This window comes from Limimaricola sp. (assembly GCF_016125575.1).
Lineage (GTDB): Bacteria > Pseudomonadota > Alphaproteobacteria > Rhodobacterales > Rhodobacteraceae > WGLM01.
In genome coordinates this window covers 369,303-392,345 of sequence record NZ_WGLM01000005.1, presented here as the reverse complement: position 1 = coordinate 392,345, position 23,043 = coordinate 369,303, and the positions used below count along the sequence as shown (strand labels likewise).

The following is a 23,043-nucleotide window of genomic DNA, read 5'->3' as shown; positions in this document are numbered from 1 at the left end:
TCGCAGCGAAAGCTAGCCCCGATCGGCGGGCGGCCGTTCAGGTCGCGATGTAACGGTCGCGGCGGTGGTTCACGGCGATCACGAGGTTCACAACGCCGGCGCCGATCAGCGAGTAAAGAACGCGCACCGGCTCCATCACCGTGAAGGCCAGCGCGAAGAGGCAGGCATCAAACAGAAGCTGCGTCAGACCCGCGCGAAAGCCGGTCTTTTCCTGCAGGTAAAGCGCCAGGATGCCGATCCCGCCCAGCGAGGCGCCATGCCGGAATAGCGCCAGCAGCGCCGAGCCGGTGATCGCCCCGAAGAGCAGCGCACCGACGACCGGGTCGAGATGGTCGAAACTGGCAAAGCGGGGCAGAACGAGGCTCAGCCCCGAAAGAAGCGCCACCGCGATCAACGTCTTGAGGGTGAAACGCCACCCCATCCGGCGGTAGCCCAGCCAGTAGAAAGGCAGGTTCACCACGAAGAAGACGGGCCCGAAATGCCAACCCGTGAGATACGAGATCAACACCGCCAGCCCCGCCGTCTGCCCGGTCATCAGGCCGGTCTGGGTCAGGATCAGGATACCGAAAGCAGCCATGCCGGTGCCGAAGGCAATGCCTTGGGCATCTTCCAGCAGGCTGTGGCGGGCCGAATTGGAGGGGTCGGGCAGGGGAAGCGATGTCATGGCGCGGTCATGGCCCGTGGGGCCGGTCTTGTCCAGAGGGCCGCAAAGCCGGTATCTGAATGAAGGTCACGCGGGCGCGGCCTGTGCCGCCGCGCCCGCACATGGCTCAGCCGGCCAGCGCCTTGTTGAGGTATTCGTCGACCTTCTCGAGGTAACCCATCGTCGTCAGCCATTTCTGGTCGGGGCCGACCAGCAGGGCGAGGTCCTTGGTCATGAACCCGTCCTCGACGGTCTGCACGGTCACCTGTTCCAGCGTCTGGGCGAACTTCAGCAGGGCGGCGTTGTCGTCCAGCTTGGCGCGGTGCTTGAGGCCGCCGGTCCAGGCGTAGATCGACGCGATCGAGTTGGTCGAGGTTTCCTTGCCGGCTTGGTGCTGGCGATAGTGGCGCGTCACGGTGCCATGCGCCGCCTCGGCCTCGACGGTCTGGCCATCGGGGGTCATCAGCACGCTGGTCATCAGGCCGAGGCTGCCAAAGCCCTGCGCGACGGTGTCGGACTGCACGTCGCCGTCGTAGTTCTTGCAGGCCCAGACATAGCCGCCCGACCATTTCAGCGCGGAGGCCACCATGTCGTCGATTAGGCGGTGTTCGTAGGTGATGCCGGCCTTCTTGAACTTGTCAGCGAACTCGGCATCGAAGATCTCCTGAAAGAGGTCCTTGAAGCGGCCATCGTAGGCTTTCAGGATGGTGTTCTTGGTCGACAGATAGACCGGCCAGCCCTTGACGAGGCCATAGTTCAGCGACGCGCGGGCGAAATCACGGATCGACTCGTCGAGGTTGTACATTGCCATCGCAACGCCGGCACCGGGGGCGTCGAAGACCTCGCGCTCGATCACCGTGCCGTCTTCGCCGACGAACTTGATCGTCAGCTTGCCCTTGCCGGGAAAGCGGAAGTCCGTCGCGCGGTACTGGTCGCCAAAAGCGTGGCGGCCCACGACGATCGGCTGGGTCCAGCCCGGCACGAGGCGCGGTACGTTCTGGCAGATGATCGGCTCGCGGAAGATCACGCCGCCCAGAATGTTGCGGATCGTGCCATTGGGGCTGCGCCACATCTGCTTGAGGCCAAACTCCTCGACCCGTGCCTCGTCCGGCGTGATCGTCGCGCATTTGACGCCCACGCCGTATTGCTTGATCGCGTTGGCCGCGTCGACGGTGATCTGGTCGTCTGTGCGGTCACGTTCCTCAATGCCGAGGTCGTAATATTTCAGGTCGATATCCAGATAGGGCAGGATCAGCTTCTTCTTGATGAAATCCCAGATGATCCGGGTCATTTCGTCGCCGTCGAGTTCGACGACCGGGTTGGTAACCTTGATCTTGGACATGCGTCCCTCCGCTTCGATGCTGGCTTTGCGCTTCCCTTAGCCGATCTGCGCGCGCGGGGGAAGATGGTATGCCGAGGTATACTGAAAACCGTCGCTCAATCCTGCGCGGCCCGGTCGAACCAGGCGTCGATGCGGCTCTTCAGCATGTCCCAGATCGCCGGCGCGCCGCGCCGCACCTTCACCCCGACGCGGGCGTCAAGCTGGGCGGCGGTGACGTTATATTCGGGCCATGTGCCGCCGCCCGACTCGAGGTTCGACATCACCGGCTGAACCCGGTCGATCGCCTTGGCGAAGATCGCGTCGTCGGTCTCGGCCGCCTCGAACTCATCCCAGAGGGCGCGAAAGGCTTCGGCCTGGTCGGGCGGCAGCAGGCCGAATATACGTTCGGCCGCGCGCGCCTCGGCCTCGGCCTGGGCTCCGGCATCATGGGCGCCGTGGATGGGCGTGTCGCCCGCGTCGATCTCGACGATGTCATGCAGCAATAGCATGCGGATCACGCGGTCAAGGGCGACGGGCCGCACCGCGTGTTCGGCCATCACGGCGGCATAAAGCATGATGTGCCAGCTATGCTCGGCGGAATTCTCCCGCCGAGATCCGTCGTTGAGGGTGGTGCCCCGCAAAACCGATTTCAGGCGGTCAGCCTCGTTGAGAAAGGCGAATTGCGCCGTGATACGATCGGCAGCACCCATTGGGTCAGTGATCGCCGCTACCGTCATCCGCATTCATGATCTTGCGCGACGACAGGTCGATCTTCTGGTGCGTCTTGCCGGCGCCCTTGGCGCGCTCTGCCTCGATGAACTTGCGGGCACGCGCGGCCGCCAGACGCACCCGAACTGCCGTCAAAAACGCCTCTTGCGTGGTGGTCGAGGTGTCGCCAAGCATCTTGGACACCCGGTCGATCAGGGTGGGATCGCCGAGGTCTTCGGCGGTTGCGATCGCATCGCGGGCCAGATCGTCGGCCAGGTCTTCGGTCACACCCATCTTAGCGCGACGTCTCTGTCAGGCGGCGGCGGACATAGTCCTTCACCGTTCCAATCATCGTATCCATGTAGGGATCTTCGAAGAAATGACCGGCACCCTCGACCACGTCATGGGTGATGGTGATCCCCTTCTGCTCGTGCAGCTTGTTGACAAGCCCGACCGTATCGGCCGGCGGCGCGACCCGGTCGGCCGAGCCGTTGATGACCAGCCCCGACGACGGGCAGGGGGCAAGAAAGCTGAAATCGTACATGTTGGCCGGCGGGCTGACCGAGATGAACCCGGTGATCTCGGGCCGGCGCATCAGAAGCTGCATGCCGATCCACGCGCCGAACGAGAACCCGGCGACCCAGCAATGCTTCGCATTGGTGTTCATCGACTGCAGGTAATCAAGCGCCGAGGCGGCATCCGAAAGCTCGCCGATGCCTTGATCATATTCGCCCTGGCTCCGGCCGACGCCACGGAAATTGAACCGCAGCACGGTAAAGCCCATCTGGTAGAACGCGTAATGCAGGTTGTAGACAACACGATTGTTCATCGTGCCGCCGAATTGCGGGTGCGGATGAAGGACGATCGCGATGGGGGCATCGCGGTCTTTTTGAGGGTGGTAGCGCCCCTCGAGGCGTCCTTCGGGGCCGGGAAAGATCACTTCTGGCATGGGAGTTCCTGATATCGCAGGTGCGGCGAGCCTATTCTTGACGAAAACTCTCAGACACCTTAGAAGGATTCTAAATTAGGCTGGAGCGATCCCCTGTCTCCACGGGACCGCCCGGCTCGGCTGTGACGGAGTTAATCAGCCGGACCCTTGGCGTCAATGGCATTGCGCCCGACGACCGACAGGCGGAATGGCGGGAGCAGAGCGATGAAGCTGAGCACGAAAGGCCGTTACGCGGTCGTTGCCCTTGTCGACCTGGCGTTGCAGCCGGCCGGCGATCTGGTGTCGTTGAGCGAGATTTCGCGGCGGCAGGACATCAGCCTTCCCTACCTTGAACAGCTGTTTGTCAAGTTGCGCCGCGCCGAACTGGTCGAGGCTGTGCGCGGCCCCGGCGGCGGCTATCGCCTTGCGCGCCCTGCTGCCGACATCCGCATCTGCGAAGTGTTGGGCGCCGTCGACGAGACGGTAAGCGCCATGCACAAGGGCGCTGGCGCCTCGGGCGGCGCCTCGGGCAGCCGGGCGCAATCGCTCAGCAACCGGCTGTGGGAGGGGCTGTCGGCCCATGTCTATGTCTTTCTGCACCAGGCACGCCTGTCGGACGTGGTGGCCAATTCGCTGGCGCCCTGTCCGGCTGTGCCGGCGCTCTTCGAGGTGGTGGACGAATGAGGGGCGTGGCGCATTGCACATGCCCCGGGGCGCTGCCCCGGACCCCGGAGTATTTCGGGCAAGATGAAGGGGCGGGGCGGTGAGCCGCGTCTATCTCGATCATGCGGCCACCGCGCCGTTGCGGGCCGAGGCGCGCGCGGCGATGGCGGCGGCGATGGACGTGGTCGGCAACCCCTCGAGCGTTCACGCCGAGGGGCGGGCCGCCAAGGCGCTGGTGGAACGCGCGCGCGCGCAGGTGGCCGAGGCGCTGGGCGCGGGCGAGGCGGACGTGATCTTCACCTCCGGCGCGACCGAGGCGGCAGCGCTGGCGCTGGCGGGGCGCGGGCTGCAGGGTTCTGCGATCGAGCATGATGCCGTGGCGGCCTGGATCGATGCCGTGCTGCCGGTTGATGCGCAGGGCCGTGTCACGGTCGCCGATCCGGCCCGCAGCACGCTGCAATGGGCCAATTCGGAGACCGGCGTGGTGCAGGACCTGCCCGACGGGCTGGCCGTCAGCGACCTGACGCAGGGTTTCGGCAAGCTGCCGTTCTCCTATGCCTGGGCGGGGGTGGAGCGCGTTTCCGTGTCCGCACACAAGATCGGCGGACCGAAGGGCGTGGGCGCGCTGGTGATCCCACGCGGGGCAGACCTGGCGGCGCAACTGAAGGGCGGCGGGCAGGAGATGGGCCGGCGTGCCGGCACCGAGAACATAATCGGTATCGCGGGTTTCGGCGCAGCCGCGCAGGCCGCACAGGCCGATCTGGCGGCCGGACGCTGGGATGAAGTGGCCCAATTGCGTGATCTTCTGGAAAACCTCCTTGAGGAGAACGCAAGGGAGACTATTTTTGTCGGGAAAGGGTCCAAGCGGTTGCCAAACGTCACCGCGCTGGTCACACCGGGCTGGAAGGGCGAGACGCAGGTGATGGCGATGGACTTGGCCGGTTTTGCCATTTCGGCAGGCTCGGCCTGTTCCAGCGGCAAGGTGAAGGCCAGCCGGGTATTGCAGGAGATGGGCCTGTCACAGGCGGATGCGGCCTCGGCCATCCGGGTGTCGCTGGGGCTGGAGACGACGCGCGACGAGGTGACGGCATTTGCCCAAGCCTGGCTGCGCAAACACGAGAACATGCGCGCCCGCGTGGCGTGAAGGAAAGGACGCGACAGATGGCGGATATCGAGGTCAAGGACGGTGTCGACGACGAAACCGTGGCGGCGGTCGCGCGGCTTTCGGGCAAGTACAAGTATGGCTGGAACACCGAGATCGAGACCGAATTCGCCCCGCTGGGCGTCAACCCCGACATCGTGCGGCTGATCTCGGCCAAGAACGAAGAGCCGGAGTGGATGACCGAATGGCGCCTCTCTGCCTTCGCGCGCTGGGAAAAGATGACCGAGCCGACATGGGCGATGGTCGATTACCCCCAGATCGACTTTCAAAGCATCTATTACTACGCTCGCCCGAAGAGCATGCTCGTCAAGCCCAAGAGCCTTGACGACGTCGATCCCAAGCTGCTGGCGACCTACAAGCGGCTGGGTATCCCACTGAAGGAACAGGCGATTCTGGCCGGGGTCGAGATGCCCGAGGAAGAGCGGCGCGTTGCGGTTGACGCGGTTTTTGACAGTGTCAGCGTCGGAACCACCTTCCGCGAGGAGCTGAAGAAGGCCGGGGTGATCTTCTGTTCGATTTCCGAGGCGATCCGCGAATACCCCGAGCTGGTCCGCAAGTATCTGGGGTCGGTCGTGCCGGCGACGGACAACTTCTATGCCACTCTCAACTCGGCCGTGTTCTCGGACGGCTCGTTTGTCTACGTGCCGCCCGGAGTGCGCTGCCCGATGGAACTGTCGACCTATTTCCGGATCAATGCCGAGAATACAGGCCAGTTCGAGCGGACGCTGATCATCGCCGACAAGGGCAGTTACGTCAGCTACCTTGAAGGCTGCACGGCTCCCAAGCGCGACACCGCGCAGCTGCACGCCGCGGTGGTCGAGATCATCCTCGAGGAAGATGCCGAGGTGAAATATTCGACCGTCCAGAACTGGTATCCCGGCGACGAAGAGGGCAAGGGCGGCATCTACAACTTCGTCACCAAGCGCGCCGATTGCCGCGGCGACCGGTCCAAGGTCAGCTGGACGCAGGTGGAAACCGGCTCTGCCATTACGTGGAAATACCCCTCGTGCATCCTGCGTGGCGACGACACCCAGGGCGAGTTCTATTCCATCGCCATTGCCAATAACATGCAGCAGGCCGATACCGGCACCAAGATGGTGCACCTTGGCAAGCGCACGAAAAGCCGGATCGTGTCCAAGGGGATTTCGGCCGGCAAGGCGCAGAACACCTATCGCGGGCTGGTCAGCATGCACCCCAAGGCCAAGGACAGCCGTAACTACACCCAGTGCGACAGCCTGCTGATCGGCGACAAGTGCGGCGCGCATACCGTGCCCTACATCGAGGTGCGCAACAACAGCAGCCGCGTGGAACACGAGGCCACGACCAGCAAGGTCGATGACGACCAGCTGTTCTACTGCCGCTCGCGTGGCATGGACGAGGAAGAGGCGGTGGCGCTGGTCGTCAACGGCTTCTGCCGCGAGGTGCTGCAGGAACTGCCGATGGAATTCGCGATGGAGGCCCAGCAACTGGTCGCCATCAGCCTGGAAGGTTCGGTCGGCTGACGTCGACCTTGAAGGAGAAGAAGATGCTGGAAATCAAGGGCCTGAAGGTCAAACTTGAAGAAGAAGACAAGCAGATCCTCAAGGGCGTCGACCTGACGGTCGAGACCGGCAAGGTGCATGCCATCATGGGCCCGAACGGTTCGGGCAAGTCCACGCTGTCTTACGTGCTTTCGGGCCGCGACGGATACGAGGTGACGGGCGGCACGGCGACGATGGACGGTGTGGACCTTCTGGCGCTGGAGCCCGAAGAGCGCGCGGCGGCGGGCCTGTTCCTCGCCTTCCAGTATCCGGTCGAGATACCGGGCGTCGGCAATATGACATTCCTGCGCACCGCGGTGAACGCGCAGCGCAAGGCGCGCGGCGAGGCCGAATTGTCGGCGGGCGATTTCCTGAAGGTCGTGCGCGAGCGGGCCAAGGCGCTGAAGATTGACGCCGACATGCTCAAGCGGCCGGTCAACGTGGGCTTTTCGGGCGGCGAGAAGAAGCGCAACGAGATCCTGCAAATGGCCATGCTCGAGCCAAGGATGTGCATCCTTGACGAGACCGACTCGGGCCTTGACGTGGACGCGATGAAGCTGGTGGCCGACGGCGTGAACGCGTTGCGCGCCGAAGGCCGATCCTTCCTTGTTATCACGCATTATCAACGGCTTCTGGACCATATCACGCCCGACGTTGTGCATATCATGGCTGACGGCCGGATCATTCGCACCGGCGGCCCGGACCTCGCGCTTGAGGTCGAGAAGAACGGCTATGCCGATATCCTTGCGGAGACTGCGTGATGGCCTTGGCGAAACGCACGACCGATCCGGCGCTCGCGGCGCTGGAGCTTCCCCAAGGCGGGGCTTGGGCAAGTGAGGCGCGGCAGGCCGCCCGCGCACGGCTGGCCGAGATGGGCCTGCCCGGGCGGCGCGATGAGTACTGGCGTTACACGGATCCAACGACACTAATCTCGACCGATCCCACGCCAGCGAAGGTTGGCGAGGCCGACGACATTTTTGCCGGGACCAATGCGCTCCGACTGGTTTTCGTCGATGGCGTCTTTGATGCAGACGCATCGGACGGTCTGGATGAAAGTGGCGTGGAAATCCTGCAGTTGGCCGATGTCACTGCGAAAGATATCCATTGGGTCAAGGAGTTCTACGGCGTTCTTGAAGCGGCGGGGCAAGTGCCTGTGGCCCGCCCGCTGGCCGCGCTTAATACCGCCACGGCTACCCAAGGCGCCGTGATCCGGGCGACTGGCAAGGTAAGCCGTCCCGTTCACCTGATCTACCTCCGCCGCGATGAGACAGCCGAGGCGGTGATGCACCATGTCGTGCGAATCGAACCCGGCGCGGATCTGACGCTGCTGGAATCCGGCGCAGGCGCGGCGCGGCTGTCCACCGTGATGGAGGTGGACGTTGCCGAAGGTGCTGCGTTTCACCATGTCCGCCTGCAGGGGCGCGACCATGAACGTCGGGCTGCAACCCATTGTTTTGCAAGGGTCGCCGCCGATGCGCGGTTCAAGTCCTTCACGCTGACGCTGAACGGCGCGATGACCCGCAATGAAACCGTGCTGACGCTGAAGGGCGATGGCGGCGTGGCCCATGTGGCGGGCGCTGTCGTCGGCGACGGCGACGATTTCCATCAGGACGATACCGTTTTCGTCACGCATGACGCGGTGGGTTGCGAAAGCAGGCAAGTCTTCAAAAAGGTGCTGCGCAACGGCGCGACGGGCGTGTTTCAGGGCAAGATCCTGGTGAAACCCGGCGCGCAGAAGACTGACGGCTACCAGATCAGCCAATCCTTGCTGCTCGATGACGACAGCCGCTTTCTCGCCAAGCCCGAACTGGAGATCTACGCCGATGACGTGGCCTGTTCGCACGGTTCCACCTCGGGCGCGATCGACGATACGGCGCTGTTCTACCTGCGCTCGCGCGGGGTGCCGGAACGCACGGCAACCATGCTTCTGACATTGGCCTTCCTCGCCGAATCCCTTGCCGAAATCGATGATCCCGCCCTTGCGGAGGAGTTGCGCGACCGGCTGGAAGGCTGGCTGGCAAGGCATCACTGATGGCGGTGACGGCAGATATCGTGCGCAGTTGGCGCACTCCGCGCGCGGTCATGCGCGACCTGCTGGCGATGGGCCGGCGTGAAGACCGGGCCATTGCCTACGTGATGTTCGCCTGCGGGCTGGTTTTTGTCGCGCAGATCCCCCGCCTTTTGCGCATTTCGGCGGCCGGTCAGGGTGCCACCGACGGTTCGGCTGACTTCGACATGCTGATGGGAACCACGCTTTTCGTCTGGCTGTTCCTGATGCCGCTGGTGTTTTACGGCATCGCCGCTCTCAGCCACCTGATTGCCCGCCTGTTCGGCGGCAAGGGCAGCTGGTTTGGCGCGCGGTTGGCGTTGTTCTGGGCCCTGCTGTCCTGTGCGCCGCTGCTGTTGGTGCAGGGGCTGGCCGTTGGTCTGGCCGGGCCGCAGGCGGTGGTCACGCAGGTCGTGGGTGCGGCGTGGCTGGTACTGTTCCTCGTAATCTGGGGCATGTCGCTGCGCGAAGCCGAGGCGCCCGTCGATGCTGGGTGACATTCGCGGTGCGCTGATCCTCGTGGCCGACACGCTGCGCGACCCGACGGCGGTTGCCGGGCGGATCGTGGCGCGACCGGCCTCGCGCGGCACATTGTGGTCGGCGCTGGCGCTGGTCGTTGTGCTTAGCGTTCTGCTGGTCTGGGTGACCCAGGGCCCGATGGCGATTGTCCTGCCGGAAGGCACGATTGATGTCTCGCCTTTCACCTACGCGCTGATCCTTGGCGGGATCCTCGTCACGATGATCTTTGCCGTCAATTTCACCGGCCGCATGGTGGGCGGAACGGGTGGTTTCGGCGCCACGATCGCGCTTGTCGCCTGGCTTGAGGCGGTGGCGATGGTGGTGCGGCTGATGATCACACTGGTCAGCTATCTCAGCCTTCCAGTGGCCGAGATCCTGTCGATCCTTGGGTTGATCGCGCTGCTGCGCTGCCTCTTGGCATTCGTGAACGTCCTGCATGGTTTCGCAAGTATGTGGAAGGCGTTCGGGGTGCTGGTACTGGCCTTTTTCGGCATGGGGCTGGGCCTGACGATTTTGCTGGCCCTGATTGGCGTCGGGGCCGGAGGAGCAATGCCATGAGCTATGATGTCGAAGCCGTGCGCCGCGATTTCCCGATTCTGGCACGTGAGGTGAATGGCAAGCCGCTGGTCTATCTCGACAACGGCGCGTCGGCGCAGAAACCGCGCGCGGTGATCGACGCGGTGACGCAGGCCTATTCGATGGAATATGCCAATGTTCACAGGGGCCTGCATTACCTGTCCAATCTGGCAACGGATAAATACGAGGCGGTGCGCGGCAAGGTTGCACGGTTCCTCAACGCGGCTTCTGAAGACGAGATCATCCTCAATTCCGGCTCGACCGAGGGGATCAACATGGTCTCTTACGCCTGGGCGGCGCCGCGGCTACAGCCGGGCGACGAGATCGTGCTGTCGATCATGGAGCATCATGCCAACATCGTGCCGTGGCATTTCCTGCGAGAGCGGCAGGGCGTGGTGCTGAAGTGGGTCGATTGCGATGCCAATGGCGATCTGGACCCGCAGGCGGTGATCGACGCGATCGGGCCGCGCACGCGGTTGGTTGCAATTACCCATATCTCCAACGTGTTGGGAACCGTTGTTGATGTAACGGCAATCACCGAAGCTGCCCATGCGCGAGGTGTGCCTGTGCTTGTCGACGGCAGCCAGGGCGCCGTGCACATGCCTGTCGACGTGCAGGATATCGGCTGTGATTTCTACGCGGTGACGGGGCACAAGCTTTATGGTCCGTCCGGCTCGGGTGCGATCTATGTCCGTGCCGACCGACAGGCCGAGATGCGGCCCTTCATCGGTGGCGGCGACATGATCCGCGACGTGACGCGCGACACCGTGACATGGGCAGTCCCGCCTCTGAAATTCGAAGCCGGGACACCGGGGATCGTGCAGACAATCGGCCTTGGCGTCGCGCTCGACTACATGACTGGACTTGGCATGGAGGCCATCGCCGCCCATGAGCGAGACTTGCGCGACTATGCCAGATCCCGGCTGGAGGGGTTGAACTGGCTGAACCTGCAAGGAAAATCAAAGGAAAAGGCGGCGATCTTCAGCTTCACGATGGCGGGCGCTGCCCATGCCCACGACATCTCGACGATCCTCGACAAGAAGGGTGTTGCCGTGCGCGCCGGCACGCATTGCGCGATGCCTTTGATGGCGCATATGGGCGTGGGCGCGACGTGCCGCGCGTCATTCGGCCTCTACAACACGACTGCCGAGGTTGATGCGCTGGTCGATGCGCTGGAACTGGCACATGATCTGCTAGGGTAGCTCGGACGCGATCTTGCCATACTCGGTCACCATGTCGGGCAGGCCGGGAAAATGCATCGAGGTCTGCAGGCTGTCGCCGGCGCAGCTATAGGCCATGCTGATGGTCCCGGCGCCCGGCTTTGACACCGGCATCGTGTGGCTCCCGGCGTCGGTGGTGACGCGGACCTGACCTGTCAGTCCACCACTGTCCTGGCAGATGTTCAGCGTTCCTTCCGCGGCCGACCATCGTCCTGTGGCAACGGTGGTTGCCCCGGCGCCATGCGAGGTGAAGCGATCATCGGCCATGTCCAGCGTGCCGCTGACAGGCTCGGTCCCATAGGCGCCCGAGCTGAGATAGGTGACGATGCGCGGTCCTTCGGTCGCGTGGGTGATCGGCAAGCCCTGCGATTTCATCCATTCCACCGGCCCGCCGCCGGTCATCTGCCAAGTGCCCACAAGGCAGGCGTCAACGGCATCGCTGCCGGCACAAGGCTGGCAGGTGCGGCGCTGTTCGATGCGCACGGAGATATCCATTTTGGCGTCGCCTGTCTGGAAGGCGACCATGTCATAGCTTGATCCCGCCCCTGCACGCGTGTCGATCTCGTCCGGCCAGTCGCCCCAATCCGACGAAAACGCCTGCGTGACCGAGACCAGCGCCTGCCCCGGCGACACCGTGTTGCCCCATGTCCCGCAATCGTATTCGACCGCGCGCAATTCCAGCGTGAACGGCCCGGCGCTGACGTGGTGGGTCTGGGTGCGGGTGACGTTTATCGTGTCCGACATTGCCGGTGACAGGGTTACGGCATCTCCCCAAGGCTGGGTGATGTTGGCGCCGGCATAGGCGCGCGAGAAGTCGCGCCAGTCGTCCTGCGACAATGCGGCCCGCATCGCCGCGCGTTGTGCTGCCACGCTGCCACTTTCGGCCATCTGGTTGAGGAAGGGGATCAGCGCAGAGGGGGCTCGCGTGGTCATCAGCCAGTCGAAAAACACCACCGCCTCGTGCGCCATCGCGTAAAGCGGGGTATGGGCGCTGACCTTGTCGTCGAAGGCGGCGCCACGGTCCGTCGCGGGGCCGCTGTCGTCGACCGCAAGCGAGGCGAACCATTCTGCCGACCCCTCGATCCACCACGCCGCGCTGTCGTCGTAGCCGTTCATCTTGGCCTGGCTGAAGCTGGCATATTGCACGCAGTGAAAAATCTCGTGCGCCGTGGTCACCGCCATGTCGCGTTCTGCGCTGGCCCCAACCAGCGAATACAGCGTGATCAGGCACTCGCCCGGCCGTCCGCCTGTCCGGTCGCGTCGTCCGTCGGTTTCGGCCAGAACCTCGGGGCCGTCAAAGCTGTGGGTATCATCAAGCAGGAGGATCGTGACGTCGTCGATCCTGTAGGTGCCAAGCTGGCCAAGCGCGCTGATTGCGGCCCTCACGCCCCGCTCGACCCCGGCCTCGATCCCGGGCGTGACGGCCCAGTTGGCGGCGGCGTCGGAAATGCCACGGATCACCCGTGGCCCCTCGGGTGACGTATAGTTTTCGCGGAACAACTCGACACAGGCGATATCAGCGGCTGAGGCAGCATCGGGGAACTGGGCCATGTAGGCAGGGCTGTCGCAATCACCCGTTTCGGCCTGCGCGGGGACGGCGCCCAGCACCAGAAGGCAAAGGACAAGCGCAACAAGCGGACGCATCGGGCAGGCACCTCCCTCAAACAGCGAGAGCTTTGCCCAGTGTCCCCTCAGTCACCGGCGCGCGTCAACCCGAAGCCGTGGCCGCATGTTTGACCGTTGCGGCGCCCCGGTGTTGTTGCTATGAGCGCCGAAGGCACCCATAGCTCAGCTGGATAGAGCGCTGCCCTCCGAAGGCAGAGGCCAGAGGTTCGAATCCTCTTGGGTGCGCCAAGTTCCCGTTAATCAGGCATCCACCGTCCGCGCGCCGTTGGCCGTCGTGGCCCAGCGCCAGCCGACCATGCCCGCCGCCATGGCGCCTGCGAAGATCACCGCGCCTTGTCCGCCGAAGCCGAGAACAGCCAGCGCCGGGCCGGGGCAGAGGCCGACAAGCGCCCAACCGACCCCGAACAGGGCCGAGCCGCCCAGCAATTTCGCGTCGATCACCTGCGGCGGCAGGGCAGGGATGGCATCGCCCAGCAGGGCGTGCTTGCGCCGGGCCGCGATCCGCCATGCGATGAACATCGGAATGATCGCGCCGCCCAGCACGAAGGCCAACGTTGGGTCCCATGCGCCGAAAAGGTCCAGCCAGCCCTGGACACGGGCGGTATCGGTCATGCCGGAAATCAAAAGGCCAAGGCCAAAAAAGCCGCCTGCGAAGGCCGAAAACAGAATGCGCATCAGATGATCCCCAGAACGTGGCGGCCTACCGCCATGGTGATGAAACCGGCCAGAAGATAGGCCAGCGTGGCCACGATTCCGCGTATCGACAGCCGGGCGATGCCGACGACGCCATGCCCGCTCGTACAGCCGTTGGCCATCCGGGTGCCCACTCCCACCAGTAGCCCCGCAATTGCCAGCAAGGTGACATTGCCGGTCAGGTGCATGGGTGCGTCATGGCCGAGCGCCACCAGCAGGGCCGGCACACCGATCAGGCCGGCCAGAAACGCGGTGCGCTCGCCGGGGTTGTCCTGGCCGGAGCCGTCAATCAACCCGCCAAGAATACCGCTTGCCCCCATGATCCGGCCGTTGATCAGCAGGAACGACGCGGCCGCAAGGCCGATCATAAGGCCGCCCAACGCGCCAATGGCCCATGCAGTTGGTATAAGTCCGATCAACATCGCGCGTGCTTCCTTTCGTCCGGGTCGGGAAAATCGGGGCCGGCCCTTTGCCTGATCGAGATGCGCCTGACGCATGGTTATTTCAATATATTCAGATAATTAAGGCCAATATTTCGACTGTCCGGTTCTGGCCAGAACGCCTGTTCGCCCGATCGCCCGATGGCAGATCAATGTCGTGCTGTCGACGCGAATACCGGAACAGACGTTCCTTGAAGTGACCCTCTAGCGCGCCGGATCGGAACAGATGTTCCAGGCCCGCCACGTCGAATCGGTAGCGGCGCGCGGTTGCAATGGTCACTCTGCGCTGCTGGCCGTTGCGCCCGGCGGGGTGCGGCTGTAGGCGAACGAGGCGTGGAGCGTGGAACGTGGTGATGACCCGAAAAGTGGCATGGATGGCGGTGAAAGGGTGGGGCGGACTACTGGCCCTCTCGGTCATCGCAACTGTCCTGCTGGAGCTGGCGCACCTGCCGGCCGCGCTGCTACTGGGCCCGATGGCCGCGGCCGTGCTGATGGCGGTGCGCGGTGCCGGACTGCAGATGCCGGGCAGGGTGATGACGATGGCGCAGGGCCTTGTCGGGCTGATGATCGCGGGCATCCTGCCACCCAGCCTGATCCCCGAGATCGCCGCGCGCTGGCAAGTCGTGGGGGCTGGCACGCTCTCGACGCTGGTTATCGCGGCGCTGCTTGGCTGGCTGTTGACGCGGTCAGGCCTGCTGCCGGGCACGACGGCGATCTGGGGCTCTGCCCCCGGTGCCGCCTCGGTGATGACACTGCTCAGTCAGGATTACGGCGCCGACATTCGTCTGGTGGCTTTCATGCAATACCTGCGGGTGGCTTGCGTCGCACTTGCGGCTGCCCTTGTCGCGCGGGCCTTCGGCGCGCATGGCCATGCCGCCGACCCGGTCATCTGGTTCCAGGCGATGCCGCCGCTGGGCATCGCGCTGACAGTGGCGCTGGCGGCGCTCTTTTCCTTCGGGGGCCAGGCGCTGAAACTGCCGGGTGGGCCGTTCCTGACGCCGATGCTGGGGGGCATCGCGCTCAGCTGGTCGGGCGCGGTCACGCTGATGTTGCCGCCTTGGCTGCTGGCGCTGGCCTATTGCGGCATCGGCTGGGCGATCGGGCTGCGCTTTACCCCGGCGATCCTGGCCCATGCCGCGCGGGTCTTTCCCCGCGTCCTCGGGGCGATCCTGACGTTGATTGCGGCCTGCGGCGGCGCGGCGGCGGTGCTGGTGGTGGTGGCGGATGTCGATCCGCTGACGGCCTACCTTGCCACAAGCCCCGGTGGCGCGGATTCGGTCGCCATCCTGTCGGCCTCGACCCATGTCGATGTGCCTTTCGTGATGTCGATGCAGATGGCGCGCTTTTTGCTGGTGCTGCTCACAGGTCCGGCTGTGGCGCGCGCTCTGTCGGGGCGTCAGGCGCGGGCGGGCTGAGCATCTGGCGGACCAGCGCGATCTGACGATCCGTCATGGTCAGCCTTTCATCGGCGCTCATCTCATCCCAGTGGACGACGAACCAGCGGTCCATCGCTTCGCCCACGGCCATTGTCATGTCGACCAGCAGATCAAGTGGCAGATCGCTGCGCACGACGCCCAGCGACTGGCCACGCTGGATCAATGCGCTGACCCACAGCCGCGCGGCCTGAAAGGTGCGGGCGGTCGGGTCGTGCCCCTTCTCTCGCCCGCGCAGACGGTAGAACAGCCGCCCGACCTTGACGAACCACGCATTGCGCCCGCTGACCACGACAAAGCGATGCGCCAGGGCCGTCAGTTCGGGCCAGAAGCTTGCCGCGGAAAGGCGCGCGGGGTCAAAACCGCCGACCTCGCGCAGGATCAGCCCCATCGCGCGTTCGATCAGCGTGGTAAAGAGGTCGGCCTTGTCGTCGAAGTAGTAATAGAGCGAGCTTTTGCTCATTCCCGCGCGGTCGAGGATGCGGTTGAGCGAGGCGGCGTCATAACCATGCGCCGCGAATTCCTCGGCCGCATTGCTGAACAGAAGCTCCTGCCGGTCAGGATCGAGATTATCGAGGCGCTTGCGAGTCATAGGGTTGACTATAGCGCCTTCGAAAGATTAGACCAGTGGTATGGACCGGGTGGTCCAAAAAGTCTTTTGCCTATGCTGTTGGCCGGTTTGGCCGCGGCGTTGAACGGAGGCCGCCATGCCCGAGACCGTCTTGCCAGACAGGCTGCGCCGCGCGCTGCTGATGCTGCCGCTGGCCGTGGTCCTTGGTGCCGGGCCCGTGCTGGCCGCACCAGACGCCACAGCTCTGCTGCGCGCGGCCTTCAACAACTGGCGGGCCACCAGTTCGGCCACCACGATGACGATGACCATTCACCGCCCCGACTGGGAGCGGCATTCAACCATGCAAAGCTGGACCCAAGGCACCGACAAGGCGCTTGTCCGTTTCACTGATCCACCGGGTGATGCGGGCAATGCGACGCTGAAGATCGGCAATGACACATGGGTATTCAACCCCAAGCTCAATCAGGTCATCAAACTGCCCGCTTCGATGCTTGCGCAAAGCTGGATGGGATCCGATTTCTCGTATGACGATCTGGCCAAGTCCGACGATGTGCTGACGCTTTACACCCATCGCATCATCGGCACGGGGCAGAGCGGCGGCCATACCGTCTATACTGTCGAGGCGGTGCCCAAGCCCGGCGCGCCCGTCGTCTGGGGCAAGCTGACCGCGCAGGTGCGCGATGACGGTGTCTTTCTTGGTGAAACCTACTTTGATCAGGGCATGCAGCCGGTGCGCACGATGACGGTCGATCGGTTGAGCCAGATGGGCGGGCGCATCTACCCGGCCGTCCTGACAATGCGCCCGGTCAGCCCGGCGGGCCAGTGGACGCGGGTGGAAACCACGCAGGCCAGTTTCGACATCAGCCTGCCCGCCTACACCTTCACGCGCTCCAACCTCCAGAATCCCCGCAACTAGACCATGCTGGCGGTGATGGCATGGCGGAACCTCTGGCGGCGACCGGTGCGCACCGGTCTCAGCCTGATCAGCATGGTACTGACCACGATGCTGCTGGTGTTCATGCTGTCGTTTCAGCTGGGCATCTATGACACGATGAAGGGCAACGCACTGCGTCTGCTGGATGGTTTCGCGCAGATCCAGCCGCCGGGCTATCTGGCCGATCCCGACATTCGCAAGACGATAGCAGCGCCGGGCGATCTGGCCGCGGCGGCGCGCAAGGTGCCCGGCGTGACCGCCGCCGCGCCGCGTGCTTCGACCTACGTGATCCTGTCGAACGGCGAGCTCAGCTATGGCGGGGCGGTCATTGGCGTGGATCCGACAGCCGAGGTGCAGGTTTCGCGGTTGCAGGCGACAGTGCACCACGGTCGTTATCTTGCCGCCTCCGACAGCGATGCGATCGTGCTGGGTGACGTATTGGCGCGCAATCTCAAGCTATCGCTGGGCGACCGTGTCACGTTGCTGGGGTCAAGCGCAGATGGCGGCATTGCGGCCGACAGCCTGCGCATCGTCGGTCTCTTTCACACCGGCATGGCCGAGATCGACCGGCAGGTGGCCGAAATGCCGCTGGCGCGGTTTCAAGAGAGTTTTGGGCTTGGTGACGCGGCCAACGTGATCGCGCTCTCTGGGCCGTCGCTGGGCGCGGTGCAGCGCGCGCAGCCCGCCTTGACGCAGCTTGCGCAATCCCAAGGGCTTGTTCTGCGCGACTGGGCAGCGCTGGAGCCTGCGCTGCAACAGGGCATCACGCTCGATTTCGCAACGGCGCTGTTCTGGTACGCGACGTTGGTGATCGTCGTGGTCTTCATCATCCTCAACACGCTGCTGATGTCGGTGCTGGAGCGGACGCGCGAATTCGGGATGCTGCTGGCGCTGGGTATGCGGCCGATGCAGATCGGCCGGCTGGTCTGGATGGAGCTGTTGATGCTGTCCGTCATGGGCAATGGCATCGGCGCGGGGCTGGGGGCGGCGCTGGCGGCGTGGTTGCAGGTGCGGGGCATCGTGTTTCCGGGCTTCGAGGGGGCGCTTGCCCTCTGGGGTCTGCCGCCGCGGCTTTATCCCACGCTCAGCTGGACCAGTGCGCTTAGCCCGCCTGCGGTGATGGTGGCCTGTATCGCCCTGGCCGGGACGGGTGTGTTCCTGCGTCTGCGCCGGCTGGAGCCGGTTCCGGCGATGAGGGCGGCATGAACGCGGCCTGGTCTTTGCTGATGGCGCTGGCCTGGCGCAACCTGTGGCGCAATCCGCGCCGGGCGGCGATCACCGCGATCGTCGTGGCGGCGGGCCTGTTCTCGGTCCTGACGCTGGACGCGATGATGCAGGCCTGGGCGCAGTCGAGCCGTGACGCCACGCTGGAGCTTCTGACCGGCAGCGGCCAGATCCACGCGCAGGGCTGGCTGGACGATCCGGTGCTGGATCACAGGATGCCCGCACCTTCGCCCGAATTGAGCGCCACGCTGAATGCCGCGCCGATTGGCGGCTGGGCGTCACGGGTGACGGTGCCGGCGGTGATCCAGAGCGAATACAAGACTTTGCCGCTGTCGCTGATGGGCGTCGATCCCGCCAGCGAGGCACGCATCTCGACCATCCCCGACATGGTGGTCGAGGGGAGTTACCTGACCGGACCCGATGATGGCGAGATCGTGCTGGGGCGGCATCTGCTGGAGCGGTTGCGCACGCAGCTTGGCCGCCGGGTGATCGTGATGGCACAGGCCGCCGATGGCACGCTGGCGCAGCGCGGCTTTGTCGTGGCGGGGGTTTTTGCCGGCAACACGGCGATCGAGGACGGGTATGCGTTCACCGGGCAACGCACCGTGCAGCAGATGTTGGGCATCGGCAGCGACATTTCAGAGATCGCGTTTCGCGTGCCCGACAATGGCCAACTGGGCGCAGCGGTGACGTCGTTGAAGGCCGCGGCGCCGGAGCTTGACGTGAAGCCATGGACGGCGCTTTCGCCGATGGCCGCGGCGATGGACAGCGCGATGGGCAGTTATGTCTGGATCTGGCTGGGCATCGTCTTTGTCCTGATGGCGATTGGCATCGTCAACACGCAGCTGATGGCGGTGTTCGAGAGGGTCCGCGAATTTGGCCTGCTGATGGCCCTTGGGATGAAGCCACGGCTGATCCTCGCGCTTGTTTGCGTCGAATCCGCGCTGTTGGTGGGGCTGGGCGTCGCAGTGGGGTTCGTTGCCTCGGCCGCGCTGACATGGGGCCTTTCCGGCGGCGTCGATCTCGGTGGGCTGGCGCAAGGGGCAGAGTATTTTGGCGGCTCGCGAATGCTCTACCCGCATTTTGACATGGCGCTGTCGCTACGCGAGGCGGCACTGATCTGGGCCCTTGGCGTGCTTGTAGCGCTTTGGCCGGCCGCGCGCGCGGCGCGCGCCAATCCCGTGGAGGCGATGAGCCATGAAACCTGATACCCAAGTGTCCCCCATCGTGCGCTGCCGCGGTGTGACAAAGGTCTATCGCGTGGGTGCTGTAGACGTGCCGGCGCTCAGCGGTATCGATCTTGACCTCGCACCGGGTGATTTCGCGACGCTGGCCGGGCCGTCCGGGTCAGGCAAGACGACCCTTCTGAACATGATCGGCGGACTGGACCGGCCGACATCCGGCACGGTGGAGATCGACGGTCAGGAGGTGACCGCGCTGTCGTCGGGCGCGCGGGCAGCACTGCGATTGCACAGGATCGGTTTCGTATTTCAGGCCTACAACCTTGTCCCCGTCCTTTCGGCGCTGGAGAACGTGGCGCTGACCCTGCAGCTTCTGGGCGTCGGTCCGGCCGAACGGGCCGAACGCGCGCGCGTCGCGCTGGATGAGGTTGGCATCGGCGCGTTGGCCGACCGGCGGCCCGCCTACCTGTCAGGCGGGCAACAACAGCGCGTGGCGGTGGCGCGCGCGCTGGTGACGCGCCCGGTCATCGTTCTGGCCGACGAGCCGACGGCGAACCTCGACAGCACGAATGCCGATGGCCTGATCGGGCTGATGTCGGACCTCAACCGCGCATCGGGCACGACCTTCCTGATCAGCAGCCATGATGCAAGGGTGATCGACAGGTCTCGGCGGCATATCGAGGTGGTTGATGGAAAGGTGGTGTCGGATGACCGTCGGTAATGGCGCAAGGCCGTGGGTGCACAAGGCGGCCGCAGCGCTGGCCATTCTCGGCCTGGCCGGGTCTGCGGCAGCCGATGGGCTGCATGGCCGTCTGGCCGTCACCGGCAGCGGTGCATGGACGCCCGCCGACAGTTACGACACGGCGCTTGGCTGGCCCGCCAGCGGCGCTCTGACGACCGACCTGCGCCTGCAATGGCAGGCGGCACAGGGCCCGTGGACGGTCGATCTGCACTATCACCTGACCGCCGAGACGGGCAGTGCGGTGGAACTGGCCCGCGCGCGCGGCGCAACCGCAGTGCCACCCGCCACTTATTTTGACCTTTCCACCACGCTGACCGATTCAGGCCGCACCCGGGCGATGCAGCAGATCGACCGGCTGTCACTGAGCTATGCCAGCGGCCCGTTGGTGGTGAAGCTGGGGCGGCAAGCATTGACCTGGGGCGCGGGGCAGGTGTTTCACCCGATGGACCTCGTCGATCCCTTTGCGCCCGAGGCCACGGATACCGAATACAAACCCGGCGTGGACATGGCCTACCTGCAATGGCTGCTGCCCGACGGATCGGACCTGCAGGCGGTCTGGGTGCCGCGCCCCGAAGTAACGGGCGGCCCGGTCAGCCCGGATGCCAGCACGGTCGCCTTGCATTACCGCCGCGATTTCGGCGCGCTGGGCACAACCGTTCTGCTTGGCCGCGATCACGGCGATACGACTTTGGGCCTTGGGCTGTCGGGCAGCCTCGGTGGCGCGGCATGGAACATGGAAGTCGTCCCGACATGGGCCGATGACGGCACCCGCTGGACCTCGGCGCTGGCAAATATCAGCACCGCGACAACATTGGCGGGCCGGAATGCCACCGTCTTTGCCGAGCTTTATCTGAACGGCTTTGGCGCAACGACCAACGGCACCGCGCTTGATATGTTGCCGCCGGCGCTGGCTGCGCGGCTGGCGCGGGGACAATTATATGCCACGTCGCGCCATTACCTGGCTGCGGGCATGACGCTGGAATGGACGCCGCTGGTCACGCTCTCGCCCGGGCTGGTGCTGAACCTTGATGATGGCAGCGCGCTTTTCGCGCCCAGCCTGCACTGGTCGCTAAGCGATATCACCGCGCTGGATATCTCTGCCTCGGTGCCGACAGGGCGGACCGGGACGGAGTTCGGCGGTTTGCCGTTGACGACGGGGGCCACGACATATGCCGTGCCGCCGAAATCAGTCGACCTGCGCTTTACGTGGCATTTCTGATCAGTCGGCCCGTGCTGCCGTTACCTCGACCTCGACCAGAAATTCTGGCCGGGTAAAGCCCGAGACGATGACCAGCGTCGAGGCGGGCAGGCGGGTGACAGTGGCAAGCCATGCATCGCGGGCCGCCATGTAGCCCGCCATATGTGCCCGGTCGGTGACGAAGGCGTTGATCCGCACAACATCTTCCGGCCCCATCCCGCCCTCTGCCAGAACTGCGGCACAAGCCGCGAAGCACTGCCGCGCCTGCGCTTCCGCGCCTTCGGGCACACTTTCATCAGCACCGATGCCAAGCTGGCCCGAGGTCATGATCCATCGCGCACCGGCCGGCACCATGACGCCATGGGCATAGCGGGCGAAAGGGCGACGGATGCTGGCGGGAAAGAGGGCGGTCAGCATGGGCGTATCCTGCAAAACTTCGGGGTCTTGCCGCAACCTGACGCACAGCGACCGGACCGGCAATGACCTCGGCCATATCCGGCAAGCGTCGCCCGCCCAAATATGCGGCACCGGCCAAAAGGATGATACCGAAATGGTCAGTCCGGCGCCGCTTGCCGAAGAATGCGGCACTGTTTCCGTTAACAGGGCATGATCGGCGATTACCATGACCTCACAGAATCACCGGAGGTATTCCATGTCTGCTCACTTCAAGGCCCGCACCGCGCTTGCGGCATTGCTGGCGAGTGTCGCCCTGACCGGCGGCGCGATGGCCGAAAATATCAAGTTGTCCTATGGCACCAACTGGGTCGCTCAGGCCGAACACGGCGGCTTTTACCAGGCGGTGGCCGATGGCACCTATGCCGCCTGCGGCCTCGACGTCACGATCGTGCCCGGCGGGCCCAGCGTGAACAACCAGGCCCAGATGCTGGCTGGCAAGATCGATTTCTACATGGGCGGCGTGCTTGATGCCTTTGATGCGGTCGACCAGGGGCTGCCGCTGATCGACGTGGCCGCGTTGTTCCAGAAGGAACCGCAGGTGATCCTGACCCATCCGGGCAGGGTCAAGGATTTCAACGGCCTGAAGGACCTGACCCTCTTCATCTCGGATGGCGGCTATGCCGGCTATTACCAGTGGATGATGAAGGCGCTGGGCTTCACGCCCGAACAGCGCAAGGTCTATACCTTCAACGCCGCGCCGTTCATTGCCGACGAGAATTCGGGCATGCAGGGCTATGTCACCTCCGAGCCCTACGCGGTGGAAAAGGAAGCGGGCTGGAAGCCTGATGTCTACCTGATCGCCGATGCAGGCTATTCCGGCTATTCGACGATGATCCAGACGCTGACCAGCACCGTCACCGACCGCCCCGACGTGGTCAAATGCTTCGTCGATGGCTCGATCAAGGGGTGGTACAACTACCTTTACGGCGACAACACGGCCGCCAACGACCTGATCAAGAAAGACAATCCCGACATGACCGATGACCAGATCGCCTATTCGATCGCGGCGATGAAGCAATATGGCATCGTCGACTCGGGCGACTCTCTGACGATGGGGATCGGCGCGATGACGGATGCGCGGATGCAGGACTTCTACCAGAAGATGGTCGACTCGGGCGTGATCAAGGCCGGCATCGACATCTCGAAGGCCTACACGCTGCAATTCGTCGATCAGAAGGTTGGGATGGACCTGAAGAACTGATCCGGACAGGATCTTTGGGGGCGCGCGCGGCCTTGCA

General features: G+C 64.5%; 25 protein-coding genes and 1 tRNA gene. 16 read left to right on the top strand and 10 right to left on the bottom strand.

Going from position 1 to position 23,043, the window contains the following annotated elements; all coding sequences use genetic code 11:
• Window positions 1-37: 37 nt before the first annotated feature.
• The 5 genes from GC146_RS13355 to GC146_RS13335 all read right to left on the bottom strand — a co-directional run bounded on the left by GC146_RS13355 (window position 38) and on the right by GC146_RS13335 (window position 3,621).
• The gene (locus GC146_RS13355; RefSeq protein ID WP_291839487.1) at window positions 38-664 is read right to left on the bottom strand and encodes a YitT family protein; all 627 of its coding nucleotides are present in this window, start codon (window positions 662-664) and stop codon (window positions 38-40) included.
• Between the two features lie 106 nt (window positions 665-770).
• A complete protein-coding gene (locus GC146_RS13350) occupies window positions 771-1,985 on the bottom strand; it encodes an NADP-dependent isocitrate dehydrogenase (protein ID WP_291839484.1) in 1,215 nt (404 codons plus the stop codon).
• A 95-nt stretch (window positions 1,986-2,080) separates the two neighbouring features.
• A complete protein-coding gene (locus tag GC146_RS13345) occupies window positions 2,081-2,707 on the bottom strand; it encodes an HD domain-containing protein (protein WP_291839481.1) in 627 nt (208 codons plus the stop codon).
• Complete coding sequence (locus GC146_RS13340; protein ID WP_291839478.1) at window positions 2,679-2,966, bottom strand: hypothetical protein; 288 nt, start codon at window positions 2,964-2,966, stop codon at window positions 2,679-2,681. The genes GC146_RS13345 and GC146_RS13340 overlap by 29 nt, the downstream gene beginning before the upstream one ends.
• Before the next feature lies 1 nt (window position 2,967).
• Window positions 2,968-3,621, bottom strand: a complete 654-nt coding sequence (locus GC146_RS13335; protein ID WP_291839475.1) for an alpha/beta hydrolase — start codon at window positions 3,619-3,621, stop codon at window positions 2,968-2,970.
• Window positions 3,622-3,825: 204 nt separating this feature from the next.
• On the opposite strand from GC146_RS13335, the gene GC146_RS13330 reads away from it, so the two are divergent.
• From GC146_RS13330 to GC146_RS13295, 8 genes are all read left to right on the top strand, one after another.
• Entirely contained in the window at window positions 3,826-4,284 is a 459-nt protein-coding gene (locus GC146_RS13330) for an Rrf2 family transcriptional regulator (RefSeq protein ID WP_291839472.1), read from the top strand.
• Window positions 4,285-4,363: 79 nt separating this feature from the next.
• A complete protein-coding gene (locus GC146_RS13325) occupies window positions 4,364-5,407 on the top strand; it encodes an aminotransferase class V-fold PLP-dependent enzyme (RefSeq protein ID WP_291839470.1) in 1,044 nt (347 codons plus the stop codon).
• 17 nt (window positions 5,408-5,424) lie between these two features.
• Window positions 5,425-6,927 (top strand): Fe-S cluster assembly protein SufB, encoded by a 1,503-nt coding sequence (sufB, locus tag GC146_RS13320; RefSeq protein WP_291839467.1) that lies wholly within the window; start codon window positions 5,425-5,427, stop codon window positions 6,925-6,927.
• Between the two features lie 23 nt (window positions 6,928-6,950).
• Complete coding sequence (sufC, locus tag GC146_RS13315) at window positions 6,951-7,706, top strand: Fe-S cluster assembly ATPase SufC (protein ID WP_291839464.1); 756 nt, start codon at window positions 6,951-6,953, stop codon at window positions 7,704-7,706.
• Window positions 7,706-8,977 carry a Fe-S cluster assembly protein SufD gene (gene sufD, locus GC146_RS13310; RefSeq protein WP_291839462.1) on the top strand — a complete coding sequence of 424 codons (1,272 nt, stop codon included), beginning with the start codon at window positions 7,706-7,708 and terminating at the stop codon, window positions 8,975-8,977. The genes sufC and sufD overlap by 1 nt, the downstream gene beginning before the upstream one ends.
• On the top strand, window positions 8,977-9,489 hold the full coding sequence (locus GC146_RS13305; protein WP_291839459.1) for a YIP1 family protein: 513 nt from the start codon (window positions 8,977-8,979) through the stop codon (window positions 9,487-9,489). Before sufD ends, GC146_RS13305 begins: the two co-directional genes overlap by 1 nt.
• A complete protein-coding gene (locus tag GC146_RS13300; RefSeq protein WP_291839456.1) occupies window positions 9,479-10,069 on the top strand; it encodes a YIP1 family protein in 591 nt (196 codons plus the stop codon). Before GC146_RS13305 ends, GC146_RS13300 begins: the two co-directional genes overlap by 11 nt.
• Window positions 10,066-11,289 carry a cysteine desulfurase gene (locus tag GC146_RS13295; protein WP_291839453.1) on the top strand — a complete coding sequence of 408 codons (1,224 nt, stop codon included), beginning with the start codon at window positions 10,066-10,068 and terminating at the stop codon, window positions 11,287-11,289. Before GC146_RS13300 ends, GC146_RS13295 begins: the two co-directional genes overlap by 4 nt.
• On the opposite strand, the gene GC146_RS13290 is transcribed toward GC146_RS13295, so the two are convergent.
• A complete protein-coding gene (locus GC146_RS13290) occupies window positions 11,281-12,951 on the bottom strand; it encodes a hypothetical protein (RefSeq protein WP_291839450.1) in 1,671 nt (556 codons plus the stop codon). The two genes, GC146_RS13295 and GC146_RS13290, sit on opposite strands and share 9 nt — an antisense overlap.
• A 133-nt stretch (window positions 12,952-13,084) precedes the next feature.
• Between GC146_RS13290 and GC146_RS13285 the strand changes: the two genes are divergently transcribed.
• A tRNA-Arg gene (locus GC146_RS13285) sits at window positions 13,085-13,161 on the top strand.
• A 12-nt stretch (window positions 13,162-13,173) separates the two neighbouring features.
• Here GC146_RS13285 and GC146_RS13280 read toward each other — a convergent pair.
• Window positions 13,174-13,608 (bottom strand): DUF6691 family protein, encoded by a 435-nt coding sequence (locus GC146_RS13280; protein ID WP_291839447.1) that lies wholly within the window; start codon window positions 13,606-13,608, stop codon window positions 13,174-13,176.
• Window positions 13,608-14,048, bottom strand: a complete 441-nt coding sequence (locus GC146_RS13275) for a YeeE/YedE thiosulfate transporter family protein (protein ID WP_291839445.1) — start codon at window positions 14,046-14,048, stop codon at window positions 13,608-13,610. The genes GC146_RS13280 and GC146_RS13275 overlap by 1 nt, the downstream gene beginning before the upstream one ends.
• A gap of 371 nt (window positions 14,049-14,419) precedes the next feature.
• On the opposite strand from GC146_RS13275, the gene GC146_RS13270 reads away from it, so the two are divergent.
• On the top strand, window positions 14,420-15,481 hold the full coding sequence (locus GC146_RS13270) for an AbrB family transcriptional regulator (protein ID WP_291839442.1): 1,062 nt from the start codon (window positions 14,420-14,422) through the stop codon (window positions 15,479-15,481).
• On the opposite strand, the gene GC146_RS13265 is transcribed toward GC146_RS13270, so the two are convergent.
• Window positions 15,426-16,091, bottom strand: a complete 666-nt coding sequence (locus GC146_RS13265) for a TetR/AcrR family transcriptional regulator (protein WP_291839438.1) — start codon at window positions 16,089-16,091, stop codon at window positions 15,426-15,428. The two genes, GC146_RS13270 and GC146_RS13265, sit on opposite strands and share 56 nt — an antisense overlap.
• Before the next feature lie 115 nt (window positions 16,092-16,206).
• On the opposite strand from GC146_RS13265, the gene GC146_RS13260 reads away from it, so the two are divergent.
• Genes GC146_RS13260 through GC146_RS13240 form a run of 5 tightly spaced genes read left to right on the top strand, consistent with a single transcriptional unit; the run spans window position 16,207 to window position 21,370 of the window.
• Window positions 16,207-16,986: an outer membrane lipoprotein-sorting protein gene (locus GC146_RS13260; protein WP_291839435.1), complete on the top strand. Its 780-nt coding sequence runs from the start codon at window positions 16,207-16,209 to the stop codon at window positions 16,984-16,986.
• A gap of 3 nt (window positions 16,987-16,989) precedes the next feature.
• The gene (locus GC146_RS13255) at window positions 16,990-18,210 is read left to right on the top strand and encodes an FtsX-like permease family protein (protein ID WP_291839432.1); all 1,221 of its coding nucleotides are present in this window, start codon (window positions 16,990-16,992) and stop codon (window positions 18,208-18,210) included.
• Window positions 18,207-19,436, top strand: coding sequence for an FtsX-like permease family protein (locus GC146_RS13250; protein WP_291839429.1), 1,230 nt, complete (start codon window positions 18,207-18,209; stop codon window positions 19,434-19,436). The genes GC146_RS13255 and GC146_RS13250 overlap by 4 nt, the downstream gene beginning before the upstream one ends.
• Window positions 19,426-20,130, top strand: coding sequence for an ABC transporter ATP-binding protein (locus tag GC146_RS13245; RefSeq protein ID WP_291839427.1), 705 nt, complete (start codon window positions 19,426-19,428; stop codon window positions 20,128-20,130). The genes GC146_RS13250 and GC146_RS13245 overlap by 11 nt, the downstream gene beginning before the upstream one ends.
• Complete coding sequence (locus tag GC146_RS13240; protein WP_291839424.1) at window positions 20,117-21,370, top strand: hypothetical protein; 1,254 nt, start codon at window positions 20,117-20,119, stop codon at window positions 21,368-21,370. The genes GC146_RS13245 and GC146_RS13240 overlap by 14 nt, the downstream gene beginning before the upstream one ends.
• Here the strand turns inward: GC146_RS13240 and GC146_RS13235 are convergent, their stop codons facing one another.
• Window positions 21,371-21,766 carry a RidA family protein gene (locus GC146_RS13235; RefSeq protein ID WP_291839420.1) on the bottom strand — a complete coding sequence of 132 codons (396 nt, stop codon included), beginning with the start codon at window positions 21,764-21,766 and terminating at the stop codon, window positions 21,371-21,373.
• 235 nt (window positions 21,767-22,001) lie between these two features.
• Here GC146_RS13235 and GC146_RS13230 point away from each other — a divergent pair, with 235 nt between their 5' ends.
• Window positions 22,002-23,006: an ABC transporter substrate-binding protein gene (locus GC146_RS13230; protein ID WP_291839417.1), complete on the top strand. Its 1,005-nt coding sequence runs from the start codon at window positions 22,002-22,004 to the stop codon at window positions 23,004-23,006.
• The last annotated feature ends 37 nt before the right edge of the window (window positions 23,007-23,043 follow it).